The organism is Pseudactinotalea sp. Z1739 (assembly GCF_049725055.1).
Taxonomy (GTDB): Bacteria; Actinomycetota; Actinomycetes; order Actinomycetales; family Beutenbergiaceae; genus CALKWS01.
Genome location: NZ_JBMPQA010000008.1, coordinates 149,411 through 168,428 on the forward strand (window position 1 = coordinate 149,411; position 19,018 = coordinate 168,428).

Consider the following 19,018-nt stretch of genomic DNA (forward strand, 5'->3'; position numbering starts at 1 on the left):
TGGCCGCAGGGGGTCAGGACCCGGCGCCGGAGTCACTCACGTCGATCTGGCACAGCACGGTGCCGGCACTGACGGTCTGCCCGACCTTGGCGGTGAGGTGCTGCACCGTGCCGGACCGGTGGGCGCTGAGTGGCTGCTCCATCTTCATCGCCTCCAGCACCACGACCAGGTCACCCTCGGCGACCTGCTGGCCCTCCTCCACGGCGATCTTGACGATCGTGCCCTGCATCGGAGAGGCCAGGCCGTTGCCGGAGGCATTTCCTCCGGCGCGTGCAGCACCCCTTCGGGAGGGGCGGCGCGGGCCCTTGGTCCGCGCGGCGCCGCGGCGGCTCAGCCCGGCCGGGAGGACCACCTCCAGGCGTTTGCCGCCGACCTCCACCACGACCCGCTCGGTCTCCTCCTCCCCGGACGGGGAGCCGGCCGGAGCCGGCGCCGGCTCCGAGTCGGGAGCGGGCCGGCTCAGGCGACCGGCGAAGTCCGTCTCGATCCAGGTGGTGTGGACCGCGAAACGGTCCGCCTCGGTGGCGGTGAAGTCGGGTTCGTCCAGTACGGCGGTGAAGAACGGGAGCACCGTGGGGATGCCGGTGATCTCGGTCTCGGCCAGGGCGCGGCGGGCGCGCTGCAACGCCTGGGTCCGGTTCGCTCCGGTGATGATGACCTTGGCCAGCATCGAGTCGAACGCCCCGGAGATGGTGTCACCGGCCACCACGCCGGAGTCCACCCGGACCCCGGGACCAGCCGGCCACTGCAGGGTGGCGAGGGTTCCGGGCGCGGGCATGAAGGAGCCGTAGGGGTCCTCGCCGTTCATGCGGAACTCGATCGAGTGCCCGCGGGTGGCCACCTCGGTGTAGCCCAGAGGCTCACCGGCGGCGATACGCAACTGCTCGCGCACCAGGTCCACCCCGGTGATCTCCTCGGTGACGCAGTGTTCCACCTGCAGGCGGGTGTTGACCTCCAGGAAGGAGATCGTGCCGTCGGTGCCGATCAGGAACTCACAGGTGCCCGCGCCGACATAACCGGCCTCGGCCAGGATCGCCTCGGAGGCGGTGCGCAACTGAGCCTCCTGTTCGGCGGTGAGGAACGGGGCCGGGGCTTCCTCGACCAGTTTCTGGTGGCGGCGCTGCAGTGTGCAATCCCGGGTGGACAGCACCACCACGGTGCCGTGGGCATCGGCGAGGCACTGGGTCTCCACGTGCCGGGGGCGATCCAGGAACCGCTCCACGAAGCACTCCCCACGCCCGAACGCCGCGGTTGCCTCGCGCACGGCGGAGTCGAACTGCTCATCGATCTCCTCGGTGCTTCGGGCGACCCGCAGGCCGCGGCCACCACCCCCGAAAGCAGCCTTGATCGCCACCGGTAACCCGTGCTCGGCGGCGAAGGCATGCACCTGCCCGGCATCGGCGACCGGATCGGGGGTACCTGCCACCAGGGGCGCCCCGGTCTTCTGCGCGATCTGGCGGGCCGAGACCTTGTCTCCGAGCGCCTCGATCGCCTCCGGGGGCGGTCCGATCCAGGTCAGTCCCGCCTCGCGCACGGCGCGGGCGAACTCGGCGTTCTCGGACAGGAACCCGTACCCGGGGTGAACCGCGTCGGCGCCGCTGCGCCGGGCCACGTCCAGCACCTTGCCCATGTCCAGGTAGGTCTCCTGTGCCCGCGAGCCCGCCAGCGCGTAGGCCTCATCGACCAGCTTCACGTGCAGCGCGTCCCGGTCGGGATCGGCGTAGATCCCCACCGAGGTCAGTGATGCGTCCCGGCAGGCCCGGGCCACCCGGACTGCGATCTCCCCGCGGTTGGCGATCAACACTTTGCGCAGCGGTGCGGGAGTGACCTGCGGCGGGACGGACGTCGTCATTCAGTCTCCTTGTGTTCACAGGTCATGCGGGCCGGCGAAGGTCCACGGTAGTACTCCCGTGCCCCTGGTTGAGACCTTGGCCGCCGCGCGGCTGACAACTTCGTAGCGGAGGGCAAGGGCGCACCATGATGCTTGTGTGAAGTCTACAAACTCTCGTGCTCACCACCCAGCCAACGTCATGTTGGGTAGTCCGATATGTACAACTCCTCGGCTGGTCGGCGTGTGCACCGCGGGGGCGGCACCGGTGCACTCAGGCCCCGGGTGCCTCGGCCCAGAGGTCGATCCAGTGCCGCCCCACCTGCGTCAGCAGATCACGCAGGGCGTACAGGCTCAGGCCGACCACGGTCTGGTGGTCGCCGTCGATATGGCGCACGAATGCCCCACCCAGGCCGTCGATGGTGAAGGCCCCGGCCACCCGGAGCGGTTCGCCGCTGCGCAGGTAGGCCTCCAGTTCATCGTCGGTGATGTCGGCGAAGGTCACGGCGGTAGCGGTCACGGTCCCGGCGGCCCGGCTCTCCTCGTCGGAACCGGTGCCGGTCCGGATCAGCCAGTGCCCGGTGTGCAGCACCCCGGTGCGACCGCGCATCTGCCGCCACCGCTCTCGCGCGGTCTCGACGGTGCCGGGCTTTCCGAGCGCACGACCGTCCATCTCCAGCAGGGAGTCACACCCGAGCACCAGGTCGGCATCGGTGATGAGGCCTGCGACCTGTTCGGCCTTGGCCCGAGCCAGCATAGCCACGGACTCGGCGGTCGTGAGTTCCTCGCCGCGTTCGTTCCGGGCCTGGTGCAGCAGGGCGTCCTCGTCCAGGTCGGCGACGTGGATGCGCGGGTCGACGCCGGCGGCCCGGAGCAAGGATGCGCGGGCGGGAGAGGCCGAGGCGAGTAGCAATGTGGTCACCCCAGGAGCGTAATCGCCAGAGCCCGGTGGCCGGGGCGGTGCGATGCGGCCTGGTCCTGTAGGGCCGGGGCCGGGTCGCGTGCGGACAGGCCGCCGCGCCCCAGTGTCCTGGGCATCGCCACCGTGACGGTCCCGGACTGACCGGGGACCGCCTAGGGCTCGCGTGGTTGCTCGGACCGTTCCGGCGTCGGCGTCCGGTGTGACCGCCCGGGCCGCTGCCGCGACCGTGAGGGGCGTGATCGGCGCCGCTGCCGCGGCGGGCCCAGATCGCGGGGCTGGTGCTCCTGCACCCAGGCGTCGATCGTCTCGAACCAGGTGTACAACCAGTCCTGCCTGGCTTCCTCACCGGCGGGGATCTGCTCGGCCGGGACGTGCCAGCCCCGTTTGATGATCTCCTTGTCCATCGGCAGCTCCCGGTAGAGGTCACCGATGCTGACCATCCGGTCCAGACCGGTGTGGGCGATGAACACCACGTCGGCGTCGGGGGCGGCCTCCATCGCCGCGAGCATCCCGCCCGGGTAGGGGGCCAGCACATGCTGCATCGCGTCGGCCCGGCGTGCCATCTGCTCCAGACCCATCGCCCGCAACCGGGCGATGCGGCGTTCGCGGCGCTGGGGGGAGAAGTTGCCTCCTTCGGGAAAGATCACGAAGGCGTCGTCGTGATCCAGTCCGCGAGCCAGATCCGCGATCTGGGCGCGCAGCACCGATTCGCGCGGACGTCCGTCGGGGGTGAAGGGCGCTGGGGCGATGAACCGGTTCGGCAGCCGGTTCAACATCACATCGATCGCCGGGTCCCATTGGAGCGTCTCCTTGAGCACGATCCGGGGTTCCCTGGACACCGTGTTCATCAGGGTGTGGATGAGCACCAGGGAGTCCCCGGGCCCGGCGTGCCGGGACGCCACGATCAACGGCCGGCCCGAGGCCAGCTGCCGGCCGAAGGAGTCCGCGTCCGGGGTATCCCCGTGCAGGGTGATCCGCAGTCGCAGGACCCAGCGGGCCTGCCGGAACAGCGCGCGGAGGAACCGTGCGGCGACCACGTAGTGGGCACGCTGGAACGCTGGGGTACGGATCTTCCAGCCGAATCCCGACCCCAGCCACAGGCCGAGCATCGTGACCAGGGCGGCGGAGTTCCAGGTCAGATAGAACAGGGTCAGCCACAGCACCCGGGGAAGGCGGAAGTACCCGGGTACCAGTGAGGTCAGCGCCAATGCCACCAGCACCAGCACCGGCAACGTGGCCAGCACGAGGATGGTGACCAGCACCACGGCCGGGGCGATCACGAGGCGGCGGACCCACCGAGGTGGCACGGGCATCACAAGGCCCGTAGGTACTGGCGGGTGGCGGCGTAGGCGCGTTCGATCCGGCGCCGGGTCCTGGTCGTGTCGCGGTAGGCGCTGAGTTTCTCATCGCCCTCGATCGCCCCGCCGCTGGGCAGCATGTGCAGGGTGACGTGTTCCGGGAGCAGGCGCATGTCCCTGGAGAACCGGTGCCTCCGGGCGATCTCGAAGGCCACCCGGAAGGTGTCCAGAGGGTTCTCGGGGGAACTCAGCTCCTCCTCCACCCGGCCCACCTGTAATACGTAGATGGTGCGCGCACCGGCCTGCACGGCCGCCTCGATCGGGATGGAGTTGACGATCCCACCGTCGATGAAGTGTTCGCCGTCGATATTGGTCGGGGGGAGCAGGCCCGGAACCGAGGCCGAGGCCAGGACCGCGGGGATCACCGGACCGGAGGTGAACCAGTGCTCGGCGGCGCGTTCGACATTGGCGGCCACCACCCGGAACGGCACCGCGAGGTCCTCGAAGGTGACGTCGGTGCCGATGGCCTCCTCCAGAAGTTCCCGCAGCGGGTCGGGGGAGTTCAGGTGGGTGCCACTACTGGCCAGACGCCGTAACTGCCGCCGCCACCTGTCTCCGTACACGGCGCGGGCCTGGGGGGAGGTCCATGCCTTGATCAGGCGGTCGACGACGGCGAGGCTGGGGTCGGCGGCGACGATCGCCCCGTTGATGGCCCCGATGGAGGACCCGACCACCAGGTCCGGGGTGATGCCGGCCTCCAGCAGTGCCTCGAGCATGCCGACCTCGACGGCCCCACGCACGCCCCCACCGCCAAGGACGTAGGCGACCGGGCCGTGCCCATCGGCCCGTTGCGGGCGCTTCGCCCGCGGCACCTCCGCGTCCGGGGCCGGGCCGTCGTCCTTCACGCGGTCAGTCTAGGGACACCGTGTTCGCGAATCGATCGAGTCTCGGCGGGGCTGCAACGCCCCGGCCCCAGACGGTGCTGAGCGCCCAGGCCGGCACGCTCAGCCCGCACGCCACCGTCAGCGGAGCCAGCGCCCACACCGGTGCGGTGGCGATCACCATCGGCACCGTCAGCAGGGCACGGAACGGGTGCGCCAGGGCGAGATGGACCATCTCATCGACCACCAGGCCCCGGGGAGCATGCACGGGCACCGTTGCCGCGGCCCGGATGTAGCAACCCAGCAACGCCCCCGCCACCCAGTACACCGGCACCAGCAATCCGGCGAAGAAGACCCGGGTGGGCGCCTCGAACACCCCGACCATCAACGCCACGGTTCCGCTACCGGAGATCACGTAGACCCAGAAGCACGCCGTCGCCGGCAGGTCGCGCCACCAGGTGTGCCTTAGTTGCCGCAGTACCGTGACCCCGCCCTCATCGGCATAGGTAGCCAGCGACGAGGTGACTCGCTGGTTGCCGGCGAATGCCGGCACGGCGCCACCCACGGTCAGCACGCCCAGCAGGCCGGCCCAGTTCGCGGCGATGAACGCCGAGGGCTTGCGCAGGAACTCGATCAGTCGCATCGGTGCCTCACTTGATCCCGGTGGCGACCATGCCGTTGACGAAACTGCGCTGGAAGATCGCGAACAGGATGATCATGGGTACCGCCGCCATGGTGGTTCCGGCCATCAGCAGGTTGAATTCGGTGCCGGCCTCCTGGCGGAATACGGACAACCCCACCTGGATCACCCGCATCTCGGTGCTGGTGGTCACGATCAGCGGCCACAGGAAGTTGTTCCAGCCCTGCTCGAAGGACAGCAGAGCCACGGTGAGCATGCCCGGCTTGATCAGTGGGGCCATGATGCGTGCGTAGATGCGGAACTCATTGGCTCCGTCGATGCGGGCCGCCTCCATCAACTCGGTGGGGGTGGAGACGAAGAACTGCCGGAACAGGAAGATGTTGAACGGGGACACCAGCGCCGGTACCAGCAGCGCCGGCCAGGAGTCGATCCAGCCGATCCCGCCCTGCCCGAACAAGTCGTTCCCGCCGGCCAGCGGCATGTGCCGCACCATCAGGAACTCCGGGATCACGATTGCGTAGAACGGGATCATCATTGAGGCCAGGATGAACACGAACACCGGTGTGGAGCCCCGGAACCGCATCTTCGCCAGCGCGTACCCGCACATCGACCCGAGCAGCAGGTTGGAGAAGGTGTGCACCAGGGCGATCGTGAAACTGTTCCTGGCGTAGATCAGGAAGGGGGCGCGTTCCAGCGCGATCCGGAAGTTCTCCCACTGCCATTCATTCGGCCACAGGGGCATCGGGGTGGAGAACAACTCCTCGGTGCTGCGCACCGCGGTCAGGAACATCCACAGGAACGGAGCGGCCATCACGAACGAGATGCCGAGCAGCAGGATGCCGAGCAGGAACCGCCTGCTCCGTCGGCGTTTCCGTGCTGATCGGGGCGCCTTGGTGACCTCCCGGACCTCAGGGATACCGGGCACCGCAGGGTCTTTGACGATGTCAGTCATCGCGTCCTCCGGTCAGTTTGCGTGAGATCACGGTCAGGACCACCAGGACCGCCAGCAGCACCATGGACTGTGCCGAGGCAAGCCCCATCCGGAACTCCTGGAACGCGGTCTCATAGATCTCCCAGGTGATGACCGTGGTGGCGTTCGCCGGACCGCCCTGGGTGAGCACGAAGATCAGGTCGAAGGTCTGGAAGTTGCCCACGATCGAGGTGACCAGGATGAAGAACGTGGCCGGCTTGACCATCGGCATCGTGATCCGGAAGAACTTCTGGGTCGCGGTGGCGCCATCGATTTCGGCGGCCTCGTAGAGTTGCTGATCGATCCCCTGCAGGTAGGCCAGGTAGATCATCATCTTCAGGCCCAGGCCCTGCCAGATCGTGACCAGGATGATCGATCCCAGCGCTTGGTCCGGGGAGATCAGGAACTGCTGGTTGGGGATGCCGAATAGCGCCCCGGCGCGGTTCAGCAGCCCGTTGTCACCTGGGGAGTAGATCCACAACCAGATCATGGCGATCGCCACTGTGGCGGTCACGTGGGGCAGGAAGACGGCCGTGCGATAGACCGCGCTGCCGCGCAGGCCTTGGTTGAGCATCACCGCCAGCACCAAAGCGATCAGCATCGAGATCGGTATACCGACGACGGCGATGACCAGGTTGTGCCACAGGGCGCGCCAGAACATGGCGTCGTTCCACAGGGTCACGTAGTTGGCCACCCCGGCCCACGTCGGCGGGTTGAGGATGTCGTAGTGGGTCAGGCTCAAGGTGGCCGCGACGAGGATCGGTAACCCTGTCCAGATCGCGATGTGCGCCGTTGCCGGCAGCGCGAACACCCAGGCCCACCGGGCTTGTCGTTGTGCGAGCGTGCGCCGCCGGCGGCCACCTGTGGGGCCGCCGGCGGTCTGCCGCTCCGCACGCGAGGCGGTCAGTAGTGTCATGGGTTCAGATCCTGCTGATGGCGTCCTCGGCGACCGCGGCCAGGGCGTCCACGGCCTCGGCCGCAGTCTTCTGTCCCACGATGGCGGCCTCGATCTCACCGGCGACCGCGCCACGGACCTCCATCCACGCCGGGCTACCACCCTCGAACGCGGTGGCGTACTGGAAATTGTCGGTGGTGTAGGTCAGCAGCCGATTCTCCGCCAGGACCGACTCGTCGAGGTCCTCCCGCGAGGGCACCTTGCCGACCTCCTCCACGGCCGTGAGCAGGTGCTCCGGCTCCATCATGTGGTTGACCAGTTCCTGTACGAGTTCCTCGTTCTGGGTACGGGCGGAGATGGTCAGGAGCGTGCCGCCCTGGAACATCACCGGGTCACCGCCCCCGGACGAGGGGAGCAGCATCATGCCCATGCTCTCCTCGGTCACCAGGCCCGGCGTCTCCTGCACCAAGGTGGGCCAGGAGGAGGAGTTCATCATGTCGATGGCGGCGCGCTCCTGCTGCCAGGGACGGGGCTGTCCCTCGGCGGCCTGAACATCGAAGCTGGCGGTACCGTCCTCGACCAGGTCGAGCATGTACTGCAGGGCTGCGACGCCGGTGCCATCGGTGAACGCCACCTGGGTGCCGTCCTCGTTGAACATGTCCCCGCCGTAGGCGCCGATCAGGTGGGCCCAGACCTGCCGGAGGTTCTGGGAGAACAGGTCGATCGCCACCCCACCGTCGGGGACGACTTCCTTGAGCATCTCCCGGAAGTCCTCCAGGGAGGAGGGCAGATTGTCCTCATCGATGCCAGCAGCATCGAACATGTCGCGGTGATAGGTCAGGACCCGCCCATCCACGAAATATGGAATGCCGAAGAGAGTCCCGTCGTGCCGGCCGATGCCGACCAGATTCTCGTCGAGCCCCTTGCCGTCCAGGAGTGACTCGGGTAACTCACCCAGCACACCACGCTCAGCGAAGGGTTCCACCCAGCCCGCACCGACCATGATCAGGTCGGCCACCACGCCGCCGGCAACAGCCGCGGAAAGGCTCTCATTCAGGCGCCCCCAGTCCGTGTAGTCCACCGAGAAGGTGTGGTCACCGAACGCGGCGAGGATGTCGCCTTCGAAGGCCGCTTCTCCGGAGGTCCCGGCGAATTCGGGGGTGAGGATCGAGAGCTGTTCGCTACCCCCGCCTCCGCCTCCATTCCCGTTTCCGCCGTTGGCGCCACCGGCGCTGCCGCCGTTGCCGTTGCCGCATGCGGTCAGAAGTACCGCCCCGGTCAGGCCGAGCCCGGAGGCGGTGATGAAGTCTCGCCGTCGAAGCGTCATCGCTTCCATCCTTTCGTTGTGCTGACGGGGTCAGCGGTTTTCACGGACCGGGTTCGGACCGTTTTGGGTGGGAGTGGGTGTGTACCGGGCCAGGGCCGCGGAGGCCGCGGCCAGCGCCTGCGCCAGCGGCGGGGCGTCGGGGTACCAGTGCCGTTCCCATTCCAGGGACACCGGCCCGGTGTAGCGACCGTCGGATAGCAGATCGAGGAACGGCGCCAGCGGGATTGCTCCCGACCCCTGCAGCACCGGTGTCTTGTCGGCCCGGGAGGGCACATCCTTGATCTGAACGTAGCCTCGGCCGTCGATCAGGTATGGCAACAGCGCTTTCGCGGTGGTGGTCAGGTCCTCCCCGACCCGCCACGGGTGCAGCACGTCCCAGATCGCCCCGACCTGGTGCTCCCCGACAGTCTCGGAGAGACGGTGCAGCAGCGCAGCGATGTCCTGGCCGCGGGGGTGGGAGTCGTGGGTCTCCAGCAGGATGCGCACCCCGGCGTCCTCGGCTACGTCCAGGCAGGCCGTCAAACGGCGGACGACGGCGGAGGCGGCCTCCGCCCCATCGTGCAGTACCGGCAACTCGTCCGTGGCGGCCGTGGCGGCCGGCGCCCCGGGGAAGACGCGCACGAAGTCCGCGCCCAGGTCCGCCGCCAGGTTCAGGTGCGCGGCCAGCGATTCGGTGACCGTTTCGTCATCACCGGCCTGTGCGATCCGCACCCGGCTGGCCACGGTAAGGATCTGCACCCCGGCGTCGGTGAAGACGCGCCGGACCCGGGCACGCTCGGTTCCCGTCAGGCCCACGTGTACCGGGGCGTCGGCGGCGGTCCGTAGTTCCACCAGGGCTGCGCCGTGCGCGGGCAGCATCCGCGCCAACGCGGGCAGGTCTTCGTCAATCGCGCCCAGGGTGGAGGCGGCGAACGGCCAGATCACGCCATCACCTCCAGTTCGGTGGCGGTGACCGCGCTACGTAGGGGCTGCCCGGTGGCGTAGCGCTCGAGTTCATCGAGCACGTTCCGGCTCATCCGCAGGGTTTCGTTCCCTTGGGATCCGGCAATGTGCGGGGTGAGCATCACGTTCGGCAGGTCGTACAAGACCGAGCCCGGCGGCAGGGGTTCGGGGTCGGTGACGTCCAGGATCGCGTTCAGCCTTCCCGAGGCGCACTCGGCCTCCAGGGCTGCGGTGTCCACCAGCGAGCCGCGGGCGGTGTTGATCAGGGTGGCGTAGTCAGCCATCTGGGCCAGTTCGGCCGCCCCGATCATGTGCCGGGTACTGGGTAGGGCGGGAGCATGCACCGAGACGGTGCCGGCCCGGCGCAGTATCTCGCTCAGGGAGGCCGGACGGGCACCGGCGGCCCGGATCTCCTCCGGATCGACCAGGGGGTCATAGACCAGCGTCGAGACCTCCAGAGTGCGCAGCCGTTGCACCACGCGCCGTCCGATCTTGGAGAACCCGATGATCCCGACCGTGGTGTCCAGGTTCGTCATCGGGCCGAACGCCTTGCGGTAATCGGACCAGGTGGCCCGACCGGTGCGGGCAGCGGCGGCGATGAACGGGGCCTTCTTGCCGGCCATGATGATCGCGGCCAGGGTGAATTCGGCCACGGGAATGGCGTTCTCATCGGCACAGTTGCTGACCTGGATGCCCCGGCGCCACACCTCGGAGGAGACCAGGGCACGCACCGTTCCGGCGGCGTGCAGCACCACCGACAGGTTCGGCGCGTGGTCGAGGATATCGGCGTCCAGATGGGGGCAACCCCAGGAAGTGATGAGCACTTCCACCTCGGCCAGGCGGGCGCGGGCCTCGACGGTGTCCAACCGGGTCAGGTGGGCCGGTTCGTCTACCTGGGCCAGGGTGTGCAGGCGCTCGTGCTCGGCCGGCCCGAACTGCTCACGGAAGGCGCGCGGCAACATCACCAGCACGGCCTTGGGTCGGCGCGCACCTGCCCCGGTACCGCTGGGGTGCGCCGGTGTGAGGGCGCTCATCGGTCCTTCTGCCCGGTCGGGTCGGCGGCTAGCGGAGTCGGCGGCGTCAGGGCGGGGGCGGGCAGCACGTTGGTGCGGGTGGATTCGGTGGCGGTCCGGTCGGCGCTACTCCCGGGCTCGGCGAGCACCAGATCTGCCAACCGCTCCCGCACCGCCGCCGGGAGGTGCTCCGCCAGTTCGGGGATCGTGGGGGCCTGCGACCACCCGGCGGGCACGCCGGGGTGCGTGCTGCCCAGGACGAGCGAGCGCAGGGTGGCGCTGCCCGCCTCGTGGCGGGCGGTCAGTGTGGGGATCACCGTGCGCGGGAAGCGCAGGTTCGTGTTGGGCGTGGCAACGACCACCTCTCCGCCCCGGCGCCCGTCCAGGTCCTGCACGCCGCTGAAGCCGGCCGGGTAACGGGCATAGGCCGCGCCGGAGGTTCGCATGTGCTCGCCCTGTGGCGCCGAGCGGATGTCCCCGGTGCGGTCCAGGGCCCAGCCCCCCTCGGCGGTGATCAATTCGCGAGCAGTGCGGATGTGGTGGACGCGCACCTGCCACGGCAGGTGCGCCCACAGCCAGGTCTGCACGCTGACATCGGGCCAGGGTTGCCAGCGGGTCCAGAGCACGTCGCCGACGAACTCCACCTCCTCGGGAACCCGGCGCGTGCGCCAGTGCACCCCGTCCTCACTCAGCGCGAGGGCGGAATCGGCGGCGAACTCCTGCAGGCCGGTGCCACCAGCGGGCACGGAGAACGAGAAGGCCGTGGAGTAAGCCATCTTGGAGTACTTGGCTCCGCCGTGTCGGAACTGCTCGGCGTCCTGGCCGGCGGCCAGGGCGAACACGTGTCCGCCGGCCCGGTCGTCGCACAGCACCAGGCGGGCCGGCTCCTGGCGGCGCACCGGCTCACGTGAGTACTGCTGGGGGGCGTGGGTCCAGAACGGATGCTCCGCCGGCAGCGCCAGGGGCAGGTAGGCCTTCATCGCCCAGTAGGGCGAGCCGGGCGAGTTGTAGGCCTCGGCCATATTCAGATTCGGGTAGCCGTATCCGATGCTCATCACCCCGGTCCCGTCGGTGATCTGCTGACCGGACCACCAGCGCATGTTGGAGGTGAACAGTCCGTTCATCTCACCCCAGGGCAGTGCCTCGACGTCGGCGAAGGCCAGCGCGCCCCAGAACCCGGCCTGGGCGAAGCGGTAGGTGAGGCTGCGTCCGTAGGGCAGGGCCGCGCCGTCGTCATCGAACCAGTGCGCGAAGTCGGTGGCGATCTGCTGGGCCCGGTCGATGAGACGACGGGCGCGGGCAGGGTCGCGTTCGGCGGCCAAGCGGGCGTAGATGAGGCCGTAGTAGTGGAAGGCGAAGGGCACGTAGTAGTCACACCGGCCAGAAGGTCCGTCGGCGTACCACCCCCCGTCCAGGTAGAAGGATTCCAGCCGGTCCAGCGCCGCTGCGCTCGCGGCCGGGTCGGCCTGGGCGGCCCCGACCCCGCCCAGACCTTCGTTCACCAACACCCGGAAGAACAACCAGTTGTTGTCGTTGCACTCCACCTCGTTGATCCGCCCGAGCCAGGTGGCCAGGTCGGTCTTGGCCTTGCTGGTCAGGGGATCCCAGAGTTGTTCCGGTGCGAGCGCCAGGGAGACGCCGATCGCAGCCATCTCCACCAGCCGCTGGTCCCGTCCGGACGCGGGCCCCCAGTACTCCGGATGGCTCGGGTCGGTGCCGTGGGTGAGGCCGGCCAGCAGTGGCTCGGTGTCCACCTGCCCGCCGCCGGCCAGCAGCGGCGCCAGACCCCACAGCGGACGGGTGAAACCCTCCAGCTGGGCGGCGGCGTTGTCGAAGTGGGCGCCGGTGGAGCCCAACTGTGCCCGGGCGCTGCCGGGGCTGAGCCGCTGCGCCACGGGTGCCCACCAGGTCTGCACCTGGTCGGACAGGTCCTCACGGGTCAGGGGCGCTGGTGTGGTGGTGAGCACGGAACTCCTCGGCGTCGAGGTTGGACAGGATCATGACTGGATGCGACGCTGCGTCATCAGCAATGGAACATGTTCCATCGAGTATGGGTGGCACTGCGCATTCCGTCAAGCGCTTCGAAGGACTGAATCGCCGTGCCCGGTGAGGTCGCGCACCGGACGGACGCAGCAGTCAGTTCAGCGCGACCCGGCGCACCGAGTCGCGAACCACCACGTGGGTGCCGATCTCCAGGCGCTGCTCGGCCTGGTCGTCGCGGTACATCGCCATCCGTGCCGCGGCACGGCCCATCTCCAGTTGGGGCACGTGCAGGGTGGTCAGCGCGGGATAGAGGTCCCGGGCCAGGAGGGTGTCGTCGAAACCCATCAGGGACAACTCCTCCGGCATCGAGCGGCCCTCGGCGCGTGCGGCGGCGATGATGCCGGCGGCCTGTTCATCGTTGGCGGCGAAGATCGCGGTGGCGTCGGTCTGGGTGAGGAGTTTGCGCCCGTAGTAGATGCCCGCCTCCCGGTCCATTCTTGCCGTAGCGATCAGCGCCTCATCGAACTCCACGCCGAAGTCGTCCAGGGCGCGCCGGTAGCCGCGGGCGCGCAGCATGCCGGTGGCGTACCGGTTCGGTCCACCCAGGTGGGCGATTCGCCGGTGCCCGTTGGACAACAGGTAGGTGGTGGCGGCATAACCAGCGGCTTCGGCGTCGTAGTTGACCACCGAGACCGGAGCGTCCGGTGGACCCTGCCAGGGCCGGCCGCACAGCACCAGGCGCGAACCCCCGCGGTCCAGGGCATGGGCCCGGTTGGCGAGCGCGGCCTGGTGATCGGCCCGCTCCTCGATGCCGCCGATCAGGATGACTGCCTCCACCCCGCGCTGGAGCATCATGTCCACCAACTGCAACTCCTGCTCGGGGTGGCCGGCGGTGGTGCTCAGCAGGACCCCGAGGCCGGCCGTGCGGGCCTGTTCCTCGATGCCGGAGCCGATCGCCATGTAGTACTGCGACCGCATGTGCGGGATCCCCACCGCGATGGTGCCGGTCAAGGTGGTCAGTGCACGGGTGGTGGAGGTGCGGTAGTCCAGGTCCTGAACGGCGCGCATCACCTTCTCATGGGTGGCCTGGGGGGCCTGGTAGGCACCGTTGAGGATGCGGGAGACGGTGGCCACCGAGACACCCGCGTGGGCAGCGATGTCCCGGACGGTGGGGCGCTTCGCCGCGCTCTTGCCTTCGGACACTGGTCTTCCCCTAGTGCGTTTCTGACTAAACAAGTTTCACAAATGTTACTCGATGTCGCACGCTATCTGGGCGATTCGGCTCTTCTTTCGGTCCCGCACCGGCATGATGGCGCGATCGACAGGTGGTCGCGGACCGCGCTCCGGGCGGGAGGGTTCAGTGCTGGGCGTGGGCGCTCCAGCGCCACGCGGCCCGCGCAGCACTCGGTGGGAGCCCGAGGCGGTGGCCGTGGTTGGTCCACAGCGACGTGCGGGAGCCGTCGTCGATCTCCTCGTGGCCTCCGGCGCGGGTGGCCACGATGCCGGCCACCAACGCGGCGAGTTCATCCTCATCGGGAGCGCCCCGCAGCACCCGCACCACGTCGTCGGGCACTTCCCCGATCGCGGCGTACTGACCGTCGACCCCGTTGCCGTTCTTCGCCTGGTTCATAGTGGGATGTTTCCGTGCTTCTTGGTGGGCAGGGTGGCGCGCTTGGTGCGCAGGGCGCGCAGCCCCCGCACGATCTGCAGGCGTGTCTGTGCCGGTTCGATCACCGCGTCGACGTAGCCGCGCTCGGCCGCGTCCCATGGGTTCACGATCGCCTCGGTGTACTCATCCACCAGCCGGGCCCGCTCGGTCTCGACGTCACCGCCGTCCTCGGCCACCTTCTTCAGCGCCCCGCGCTGCAGGATGTTCACCGCACCGGAGGCGCCCATCACGGCGATCTGCGCGGTGGGCCAGGCCAGGTTGATGTCGGCGCCGAGTTGCTTGGAGCCCATCACGATGTAGGCCCCTCCGTAGGCCTTGCGGGTGATCACGGTGATCAGCGGCACAGTGGCCTCGGCGTAGGCGTAGATGAGTTTGGCCCCGCGGCGGATGATGCCGTTCCACTCCTGGTCGGTGCCGGGCAGGAACCCGGGCACGTCCACGAATGTCAGCACCGGGATGTTGAAGGCGTCGCAGGTGCGCACGAACCGGGCGGCCTTCTCCGCGGCGTCGATGTCCAGGGTGCCGGCCATCGACTGCGGCTGGTTGGCCACGATGCCCACCGGGTGGCCCTCCACGTGCCCGAACCCCACGATCACATTGCGGGCGAACAGCGGCTGGGTCTCCAGGAACTCGGCCTCATCCAGCACCGACTCGATCACCGCGTGCATGTCGTAGGGCTGGTTGTCCGAGTCCGGGACCAGGGTGTTCAGTTCCTCATCGGCCTGGGTGACCTCCAGTTCGGCCTCGACCGGGAAGGTCTCGGGGTCGCTCAGGTTGTTGCTGGGCAGGTAGTGCAGCAACGCCTTGACGAAGTCGAACGCGTCCTCCTCATCGGCGGCCATGTAGTGAGCCACCCCGGAGCGCTCGTTGTGGGTCTGGGCGCCGCCGAGTTCCTCGAAACCCACGTCCTCCCCGGTCACCGCGCGGATCACATCCGGGCCGGTGATGAACATGTTCGAGGTCTGGTCGGCCATCACGATGAAGTCGGTCAGGGCCGGGGAGTAGACAGCGCCGCCGGCACTGGGTCCCAGGATCAGCGAGATCTGCGGGATCACCCCGGAGGCAGCAACGTTGCGGCGGAAGATCTCGGCGAACTGGGTCAGCGCCGCCACACCCTCCTGGATGCGAGCGCCACCACCGTCGGAGATCCCGATCAGCGGCACCCCGGTGCGCAACGCCAGGTCCATCACCTTGGTGATCTTCTCCCCGTGCACCTCGCCCAGGGACCCGCCGAACACGGTGAAGTCCTGGGCGTAGATGCACACCTGCCGGTCATCGATGGTGCCGTAGCCGGCCACCACACCGTCGCCGGGGATGCGCCGTTTGTCGAGCCCGAAGTTGTGGGAGCGGTGGGTGGCGAAGGCGTCCAACTCCACGAAACTGCCCTCATCGAGCAGTTCGGCGATGCGTTCGCGCGCCGACTTCTTCCCGCGCTTGCCCTGCTTCTCCACCGCCGCGGCAGCCAGGGCCTGTGGCCCCTCGGCGTTGCGCTGGCGCAACTGCTCGATCTTGCCGGCCGTGGTGCTGATGTCGATCTCCTCGGAGGTGGTCACAGATCGCAAGCGTACTTGTCAACACCCACCAACTCCCATAAGGACATGGTGATCGGTACCACGTCCTTGTTGTAGAACCTCTACAAAGCCGCCGCCGCTCCCTCCGCGCTCCCTCGGAGTAGGCCGGCGCCGGTCATGCCCTGGTCGACGCGGGCCGGTGCTGCCAGGCTGGGTACATGGCACCCGAGCGAGCCGAACCGGACCCCGACCCGCCCGCGCCGATCACCCGGCTGCGGGTGCTGGAGCGCACCGGGTCCACGAACACCGACCTGGCCCGACTCGCCATCGCCGACCCGCCGGCCTGGCCGCACCTGTCGGTGCTGACGGCCCGGGAGCAGACCGCCGGCAAGGGCCGCGCGGGGCGCACCTGGGACTCCTCGGGGCTGCGGGCCCTGACCTTCTCGGTGCTGGTGCGCCCGCGCGCCGACCGCGCCCAGTGGGGCTGGATCCCGCTGCTGGCGGGCCTGGCCACGGTTCGCGCGCTCCGCTCCCGCGCCGGGAAGCAGCCCGGTGCCACCGAACGCGTCGCCGTGAAATGGCCCAACGACGTCGTCGATGTGCTCGGCGGGCGCAACGCCGAGCCCGGCTGGGGGCGGATGCGCAAACTCGGTGGGGTGCTCACCGAGGTCCTGGCCGACGACGGCGGTGCGGTCGTGGGGATCGGGCTGAACCTGGCCGGGACGCACCTTCCGGTGCCGTGGGCGGGCACGCTGGCCGGTGCGGGCCTGATGCCGGCTGAGTTGGGGCAGCGCCCGGATGAGTCAGGCGACGGCCCGGGCGGGCCGGGCCGCGCCTCCCGTGAGCACGGCGACGGACGCGACGCCGGCGCCGATGAGACCGCCGATGATGTGGTGCACGCGATCGTCGGAGAGTTCGCCGCGCTGCTGACCGCCTTGGAGCAGGGACAGGACGTGCGGGCACTGGTGGAGCAGGTCTGCGTGAGCATCGGGGCCGATGTCCGGGTGGAACTGCCCGACGGCTCGCAGCTGGAGGGCACGGCGGCCCGCCTTGCCTCCGACGGTGCGCTGATCGTGCACACCGCTCACGGCGAGCACACCATCCGTGCCGGGGACGTTCGGCACCTGCGCGCACCGGCGCAGTAAGCAAGCCGCGCGTCGCCGCGCCGGGCCCGGGTAACCTCGAGGTGTGACCCAGGACTCACCACACGGCTCCACCGGACCCGGCCGCTCCGTGCCGGGCGAGAGCGTCGTCTCCGGCTCCACCACCGGGCGGCGCATCGAGGCGATGCTCGGGGTGCCCTGCTACACTCTGGCCGAGGTCGCCGAAGCCAGCGGACTGGACGTCAACATCGTGCGGCGCTACTGGCGCTCCCTGGGCTTTCCCGATCCGGCCCCGGCGGACAAGCACTTCACCGAAACCGATGTGCAGGCGCTGCGGCAACTGGCCGGCCTGGTGGCCGAGCAGGAGATCTCCTTCACCACCGCCCAGAACCTGGTGCGCGCCCAGGGGCACAGCATGGACCGGCTGGTGCTGTGGCAGGTCGAGGCGCTGGTGGAGGACGCCGCCAAACGTCACGAGTTGGATGACACCTCCGCCCGGTTGCTGGTGCTGGACAAACTCGGTGGCCTGGCGCCGGTGCTGGCCGAACAGGCCGAGTACGTCTGGCGCCGCCAGTTGGCCGCGCTGATGTCGCGGATCGACCGCGACCTGTCCCAATCCGACCACGCCGCCTCCTCGGCCCAGCAACTGCCGCTGGAGCGAGCGATCGGGTTCATCGACATCGTGTCCTACACCACCCGGGCGGCCACCCTCTCGGCCACCCAACTGGCCTCGCTGGTGGGGGAGTTCGAGTCGGCCGCGCGCGACGTGATCGCCCGGTACGGGGGCCGCGTGGTCAAGACGGTCGGGGACGCGGTGCTGTGGGTGGCCGATGACCTGCCCAGCGGCGCGTGGGTGGGCACCGGCCTGCTCGAGGCGATGGCCGCGCGGAACCTGCCCATCCGCGGTTCGCTGGTGTGGGGCAGGGTGTTGTCCCGCTCCGGTGATGTGTTCGGCCCGATCGTGAACCTGGCGTCGAGGCTCGCTGACGTGGCCACCGAGGGTGAACTGCTCATGGACGCCGTCAGCGCGGCGTTGCTGCGTGAGTCCGGGCACGCGGCTGAGTTCGAGATCTCGGAGTTACCCGAGGTGGATGTGCCCGGTCTGGGCTCGGTCACCCCGGCGCGGCTGGTGCGCCGCCCGGAGGCCTGAGCGCCGCGCAGTCAGCACCCGCCGAGCCCACCCGGCGGGTGGTTGCCTGAGGCCAGGGGCCCGTTGCTGCGGGTGGCGAGGCCTCGTCGCCATAAACCGATTCAGTCGGATACGCCACAGCGAATAGCTGAGCCGTTGCTTGTGAGTGCGGCTAGCATGACATTGTGACCCGAGTGCTGTTAGCAGAAGATGACCCTGCCATTGCCGAGCCATTGGCGCGCGCCCTGACCCGTGAAGGCTACGACGTGTCCGTGCACGGCACCGGGAAGGGTGCCATCGATGAAGCCGGCAGCGCCGACCTGCTCGTGCTGGACCTCGGGCTGCCGGACATGGACGGCCTGGATGTGGCTCGCTGGGTGCGCAGCCAGGGCCTGAGCACCCCGATCCTGGTGCTGACCGCCCGCGCCGACGAGGTGGACCTGGTGGTCGGCCTGGACGCCGGTGCGGACGACTACGTCACCAAGCCGTTCCGGTTGGCCGAGTTGCTCGCCCGTGTCCGGGCGCTGCTGCGGCGGGCCGGTTCCGAGGGCGCTGACGTCGATGAGATCAGCGCCCAGGACGTGCGTGTGGACATCGCCGCTCACCGTGCCTTCCTGGGCGAGCGGGAGTTGTCCCTGACCGCCAAGGAGTTCGAGCTCCTGCGCGTGCTGGTCCGCGAGGCCGGTTCGGTGGTCTCCCGGGAGGCGTTGATGCGCGAGGTCTGGGCATCCGACCCCAACGGTTCCACCAAGACCCTGGACATGCACGTGTCCTGGCTGCGGCGCAAGATCGGTGACGACGCCAACTCCCCGCGGTACATCTCCACCGTGCGCGGGATGGGATTCAGATTCGAGACCGGGGAGGACTGACCCCTGCGCCGCCGCGTCCTGATTGCGACGATTGCGGC

General features: G+C 69.2%; 17 protein-coding genes. 3 read left to right on the forward strand and 14 right to left on the reverse strand.

Annotated elements, in window-relative coordinates:
* Window positions 1-13: 13 nt before the first annotated feature.
* The 14 genes from ACO0LV_RS12140 to ACO0LV_RS12205 form a co-directional block, all read right to left on the reverse strand.
* Complete coding sequence (locus ACO0LV_RS12140) at window positions 14-1,813, reverse strand: acetyl/propionyl/methylcrotonyl-CoA carboxylase subunit alpha (RefSeq protein WP_424788218.1); 1,800 nt, start codon at window positions 1,811-1,813, stop codon at window positions 14-16.
* 289 nt (window positions 1,814-2,102) lie between these two features.
* The gene (locus tag ACO0LV_RS12145; protein WP_424788161.1) at window positions 2,103-2,750 is read right to left on the reverse strand and encodes a Maf family protein; all 648 of its coding nucleotides are present in this window, start codon (window positions 2,748-2,750) and stop codon (window positions 2,103-2,105) included.
* 152 nt (window positions 2,751-2,902) lie between these two features.
* Window positions 2,903-4,063: a 1-acyl-sn-glycerol-3-phosphate acyltransferase gene (locus ACO0LV_RS12150; RefSeq protein ID WP_424788162.1), complete on the reverse strand. Its 1,161-nt coding sequence runs from the start codon at window positions 4,061-4,063 to the stop codon at window positions 2,903-2,905.
* Complete coding sequence (locus ACO0LV_RS12155) at window positions 4,063-4,953, reverse strand: patatin-like phospholipase family protein (RefSeq protein WP_424788163.1); 891 nt, start codon at window positions 4,951-4,953, stop codon at window positions 4,063-4,065. The genes ACO0LV_RS12150 and ACO0LV_RS12155 overlap by 1 nt, the downstream gene beginning before the upstream one ends.
* Before the next feature lie 4 nt (window positions 4,954-4,957).
* Window positions 4,958-5,572 carry a hypothetical protein gene (locus tag ACO0LV_RS12160; RefSeq protein ID WP_424788164.1) on the reverse strand — a complete coding sequence of 205 codons (615 nt, stop codon included), beginning with the start codon at window positions 5,570-5,572 and terminating at the stop codon, window positions 4,958-4,960.
* Window positions 5,573-5,579: 7 nt separating this feature from the next.
* The gene (locus ACO0LV_RS12165; protein ID WP_424788165.1) at window positions 5,580-6,521 is read right to left on the reverse strand and encodes a carbohydrate ABC transporter permease; all 942 of its coding nucleotides are present in this window, start codon (window positions 6,519-6,521) and stop codon (window positions 5,580-5,582) included.
* A complete protein-coding gene (locus ACO0LV_RS12170; protein ID WP_424788166.1) occupies window positions 6,514-7,455 on the reverse strand; it encodes a carbohydrate ABC transporter permease in 942 nt (313 codons plus the stop codon). Before ACO0LV_RS12170 ends, ACO0LV_RS12165 begins: the two co-directional genes overlap by 8 nt.
* Before the next feature lie 4 nt (window positions 7,456-7,459).
* Complete coding sequence (locus ACO0LV_RS12175; protein WP_424788167.1) at window positions 7,460-8,761, reverse strand: extracellular solute-binding protein; 1,302 nt, start codon at window positions 8,759-8,761, stop codon at window positions 7,460-7,462.
* A 30-nt stretch (window positions 8,762-8,791) separates the two neighbouring features.
* A complete protein-coding gene (locus tag ACO0LV_RS12180; RefSeq protein WP_424788168.1) occupies window positions 8,792-9,685 on the reverse strand; it encodes a sugar phosphate isomerase/epimerase family protein in 894 nt (297 codons plus the stop codon).
* Window positions 9,682-10,737: a hydroxyacid dehydrogenase gene (locus tag ACO0LV_RS12185; RefSeq protein WP_424788169.1), complete on the reverse strand. Its 1,056-nt coding sequence runs from the start codon at window positions 10,735-10,737 to the stop codon at window positions 9,682-9,684. Before ACO0LV_RS12185 ends, ACO0LV_RS12180 begins: the two co-directional genes overlap by 4 nt.
* Entirely contained in the window at window positions 10,734-12,683 is a 1,950-nt protein-coding gene (locus ACO0LV_RS12190) for a DUF2264 domain-containing protein (RefSeq protein ID WP_424788170.1), read from the reverse strand. The genes ACO0LV_RS12185 and ACO0LV_RS12190 overlap by 4 nt, the downstream gene beginning before the upstream one ends.
* Before the next feature lie 169 nt (window positions 12,684-12,852).
* Window positions 12,853-13,902 (reverse strand): LacI family DNA-binding transcriptional regulator, encoded by a 1,050-nt coding sequence (locus ACO0LV_RS12195; protein ID WP_424788171.1) that lies wholly within the window; start codon window positions 13,900-13,902, stop codon window positions 12,853-12,855.
* 154 nt (window positions 13,903-14,056) lie between these two features.
* Window positions 14,057-14,329 carry an acyl-CoA carboxylase subunit epsilon gene (locus ACO0LV_RS12200; protein WP_424788172.1) on the reverse strand — a complete coding sequence of 91 codons (273 nt, stop codon included), beginning with the start codon at window positions 14,327-14,329 and terminating at the stop codon, window positions 14,057-14,059.
* A complete protein-coding gene (locus ACO0LV_RS12205) occupies window positions 14,326-15,876 on the reverse strand; it encodes an acyl-CoA carboxylase subunit beta (protein ID WP_424788219.1) in 1,551 nt (516 codons plus the stop codon). The genes ACO0LV_RS12200 and ACO0LV_RS12205 overlap by 4 nt, the downstream gene beginning before the upstream one ends.
* Window positions 15,877-16,097: 221 nt before the next feature.
* Here ACO0LV_RS12205 and ACO0LV_RS12210 point away from each other — a divergent pair, with 221 nt between their 5' ends.
* From ACO0LV_RS12210 to ACO0LV_RS12220, 3 genes are all read left to right on the forward strand, one after another.
* Window positions 16,098-17,024, forward strand: coding sequence for a biotin--[acetyl-CoA-carboxylase] ligase (locus tag ACO0LV_RS12210; RefSeq protein WP_424788173.1), 927 nt, complete (start codon window positions 16,098-16,100; stop codon window positions 17,022-17,024).
* A gap of 43 nt (window positions 17,025-17,067) precedes the next feature.
* Window positions 17,068-18,132 (forward strand): adenylate/guanylate cyclase domain-containing protein, encoded by a 1,065-nt coding sequence (locus ACO0LV_RS12215; protein WP_424788174.1) that lies wholly within the window; start codon window positions 17,068-17,070, stop codon window positions 18,130-18,132.
* 164 nt (window positions 18,133-18,296) lie between these two features.
* Window positions 18,297-18,980 carry a response regulator transcription factor gene (locus ACO0LV_RS12220; RefSeq protein ID WP_424788175.1) on the forward strand — a complete coding sequence of 228 codons (684 nt, stop codon included), beginning with the start codon at window positions 18,297-18,299 and terminating at the stop codon, window positions 18,978-18,980.
* The last annotated feature ends 38 nt before the right edge of the window (window positions 18,981-19,018 follow it).

What these genes read in the sequence shown, in the direction of transcription:
- ACO0LV_RS12150 (WP_424788162.1), bottom strand. Translation starts at nt 4,063, where the DNA reads ATGCCCGTGCCACCTCGGTGGGTCCGCCGCCTCGTGATCGCCCCGGCC.
- ACO0LV_RS12160 (WP_424788164.1), bottom strand. Translation starts at nt 5,572, where the DNA reads ATGCGACTGATCGAGTTCCTGCGCAAGCCCTCGGCGTTCATCGCCGCG.
- ACO0LV_RS12165 (WP_424788165.1), bottom strand. Translation starts at nt 6,521, where the DNA reads ATGACTGACATCGTCAAAGACCCTGCGGTGCCCGGTATCCCTGAGGTC.
- ACO0LV_RS12170 (WP_424788166.1), bottom strand. Translation starts at nt 7,455, where the DNA reads ATGACACTACTGACCGCCTCGCGTGCGGAGCGGCAGACCGCCGGCGGC.
- ACO0LV_RS12175 (WP_424788167.1), bottom strand. Translation starts at nt 8,761, where the DNA reads ATGACGCTTCGACGGCGAGACTTCATCACCGCCTCCGGGCTCGGCCTG.
- ACO0LV_RS12185 (WP_424788169.1), bottom strand. Translation starts at nt 10,737, where the DNA reads ATGAGCGCCCTCACACCGGCGCACCCCAGCGGTACCGGGGCAGGTGCG.
- ACO0LV_RS12200 (WP_424788172.1), bottom strand. Translation starts at nt 14,329, where the DNA reads ATGAACCAGGCGAAGAACGGCAACGGGGTCGACGGTCAGTACGCCGCG.
- ACO0LV_RS12210 (WP_424788173.1), top strand. Translation starts at nt 16,098, where the DNA reads ATGGCACCCGAGCGAGCCGAACCGGACCCCGACCCGCCCGCGCCGATC.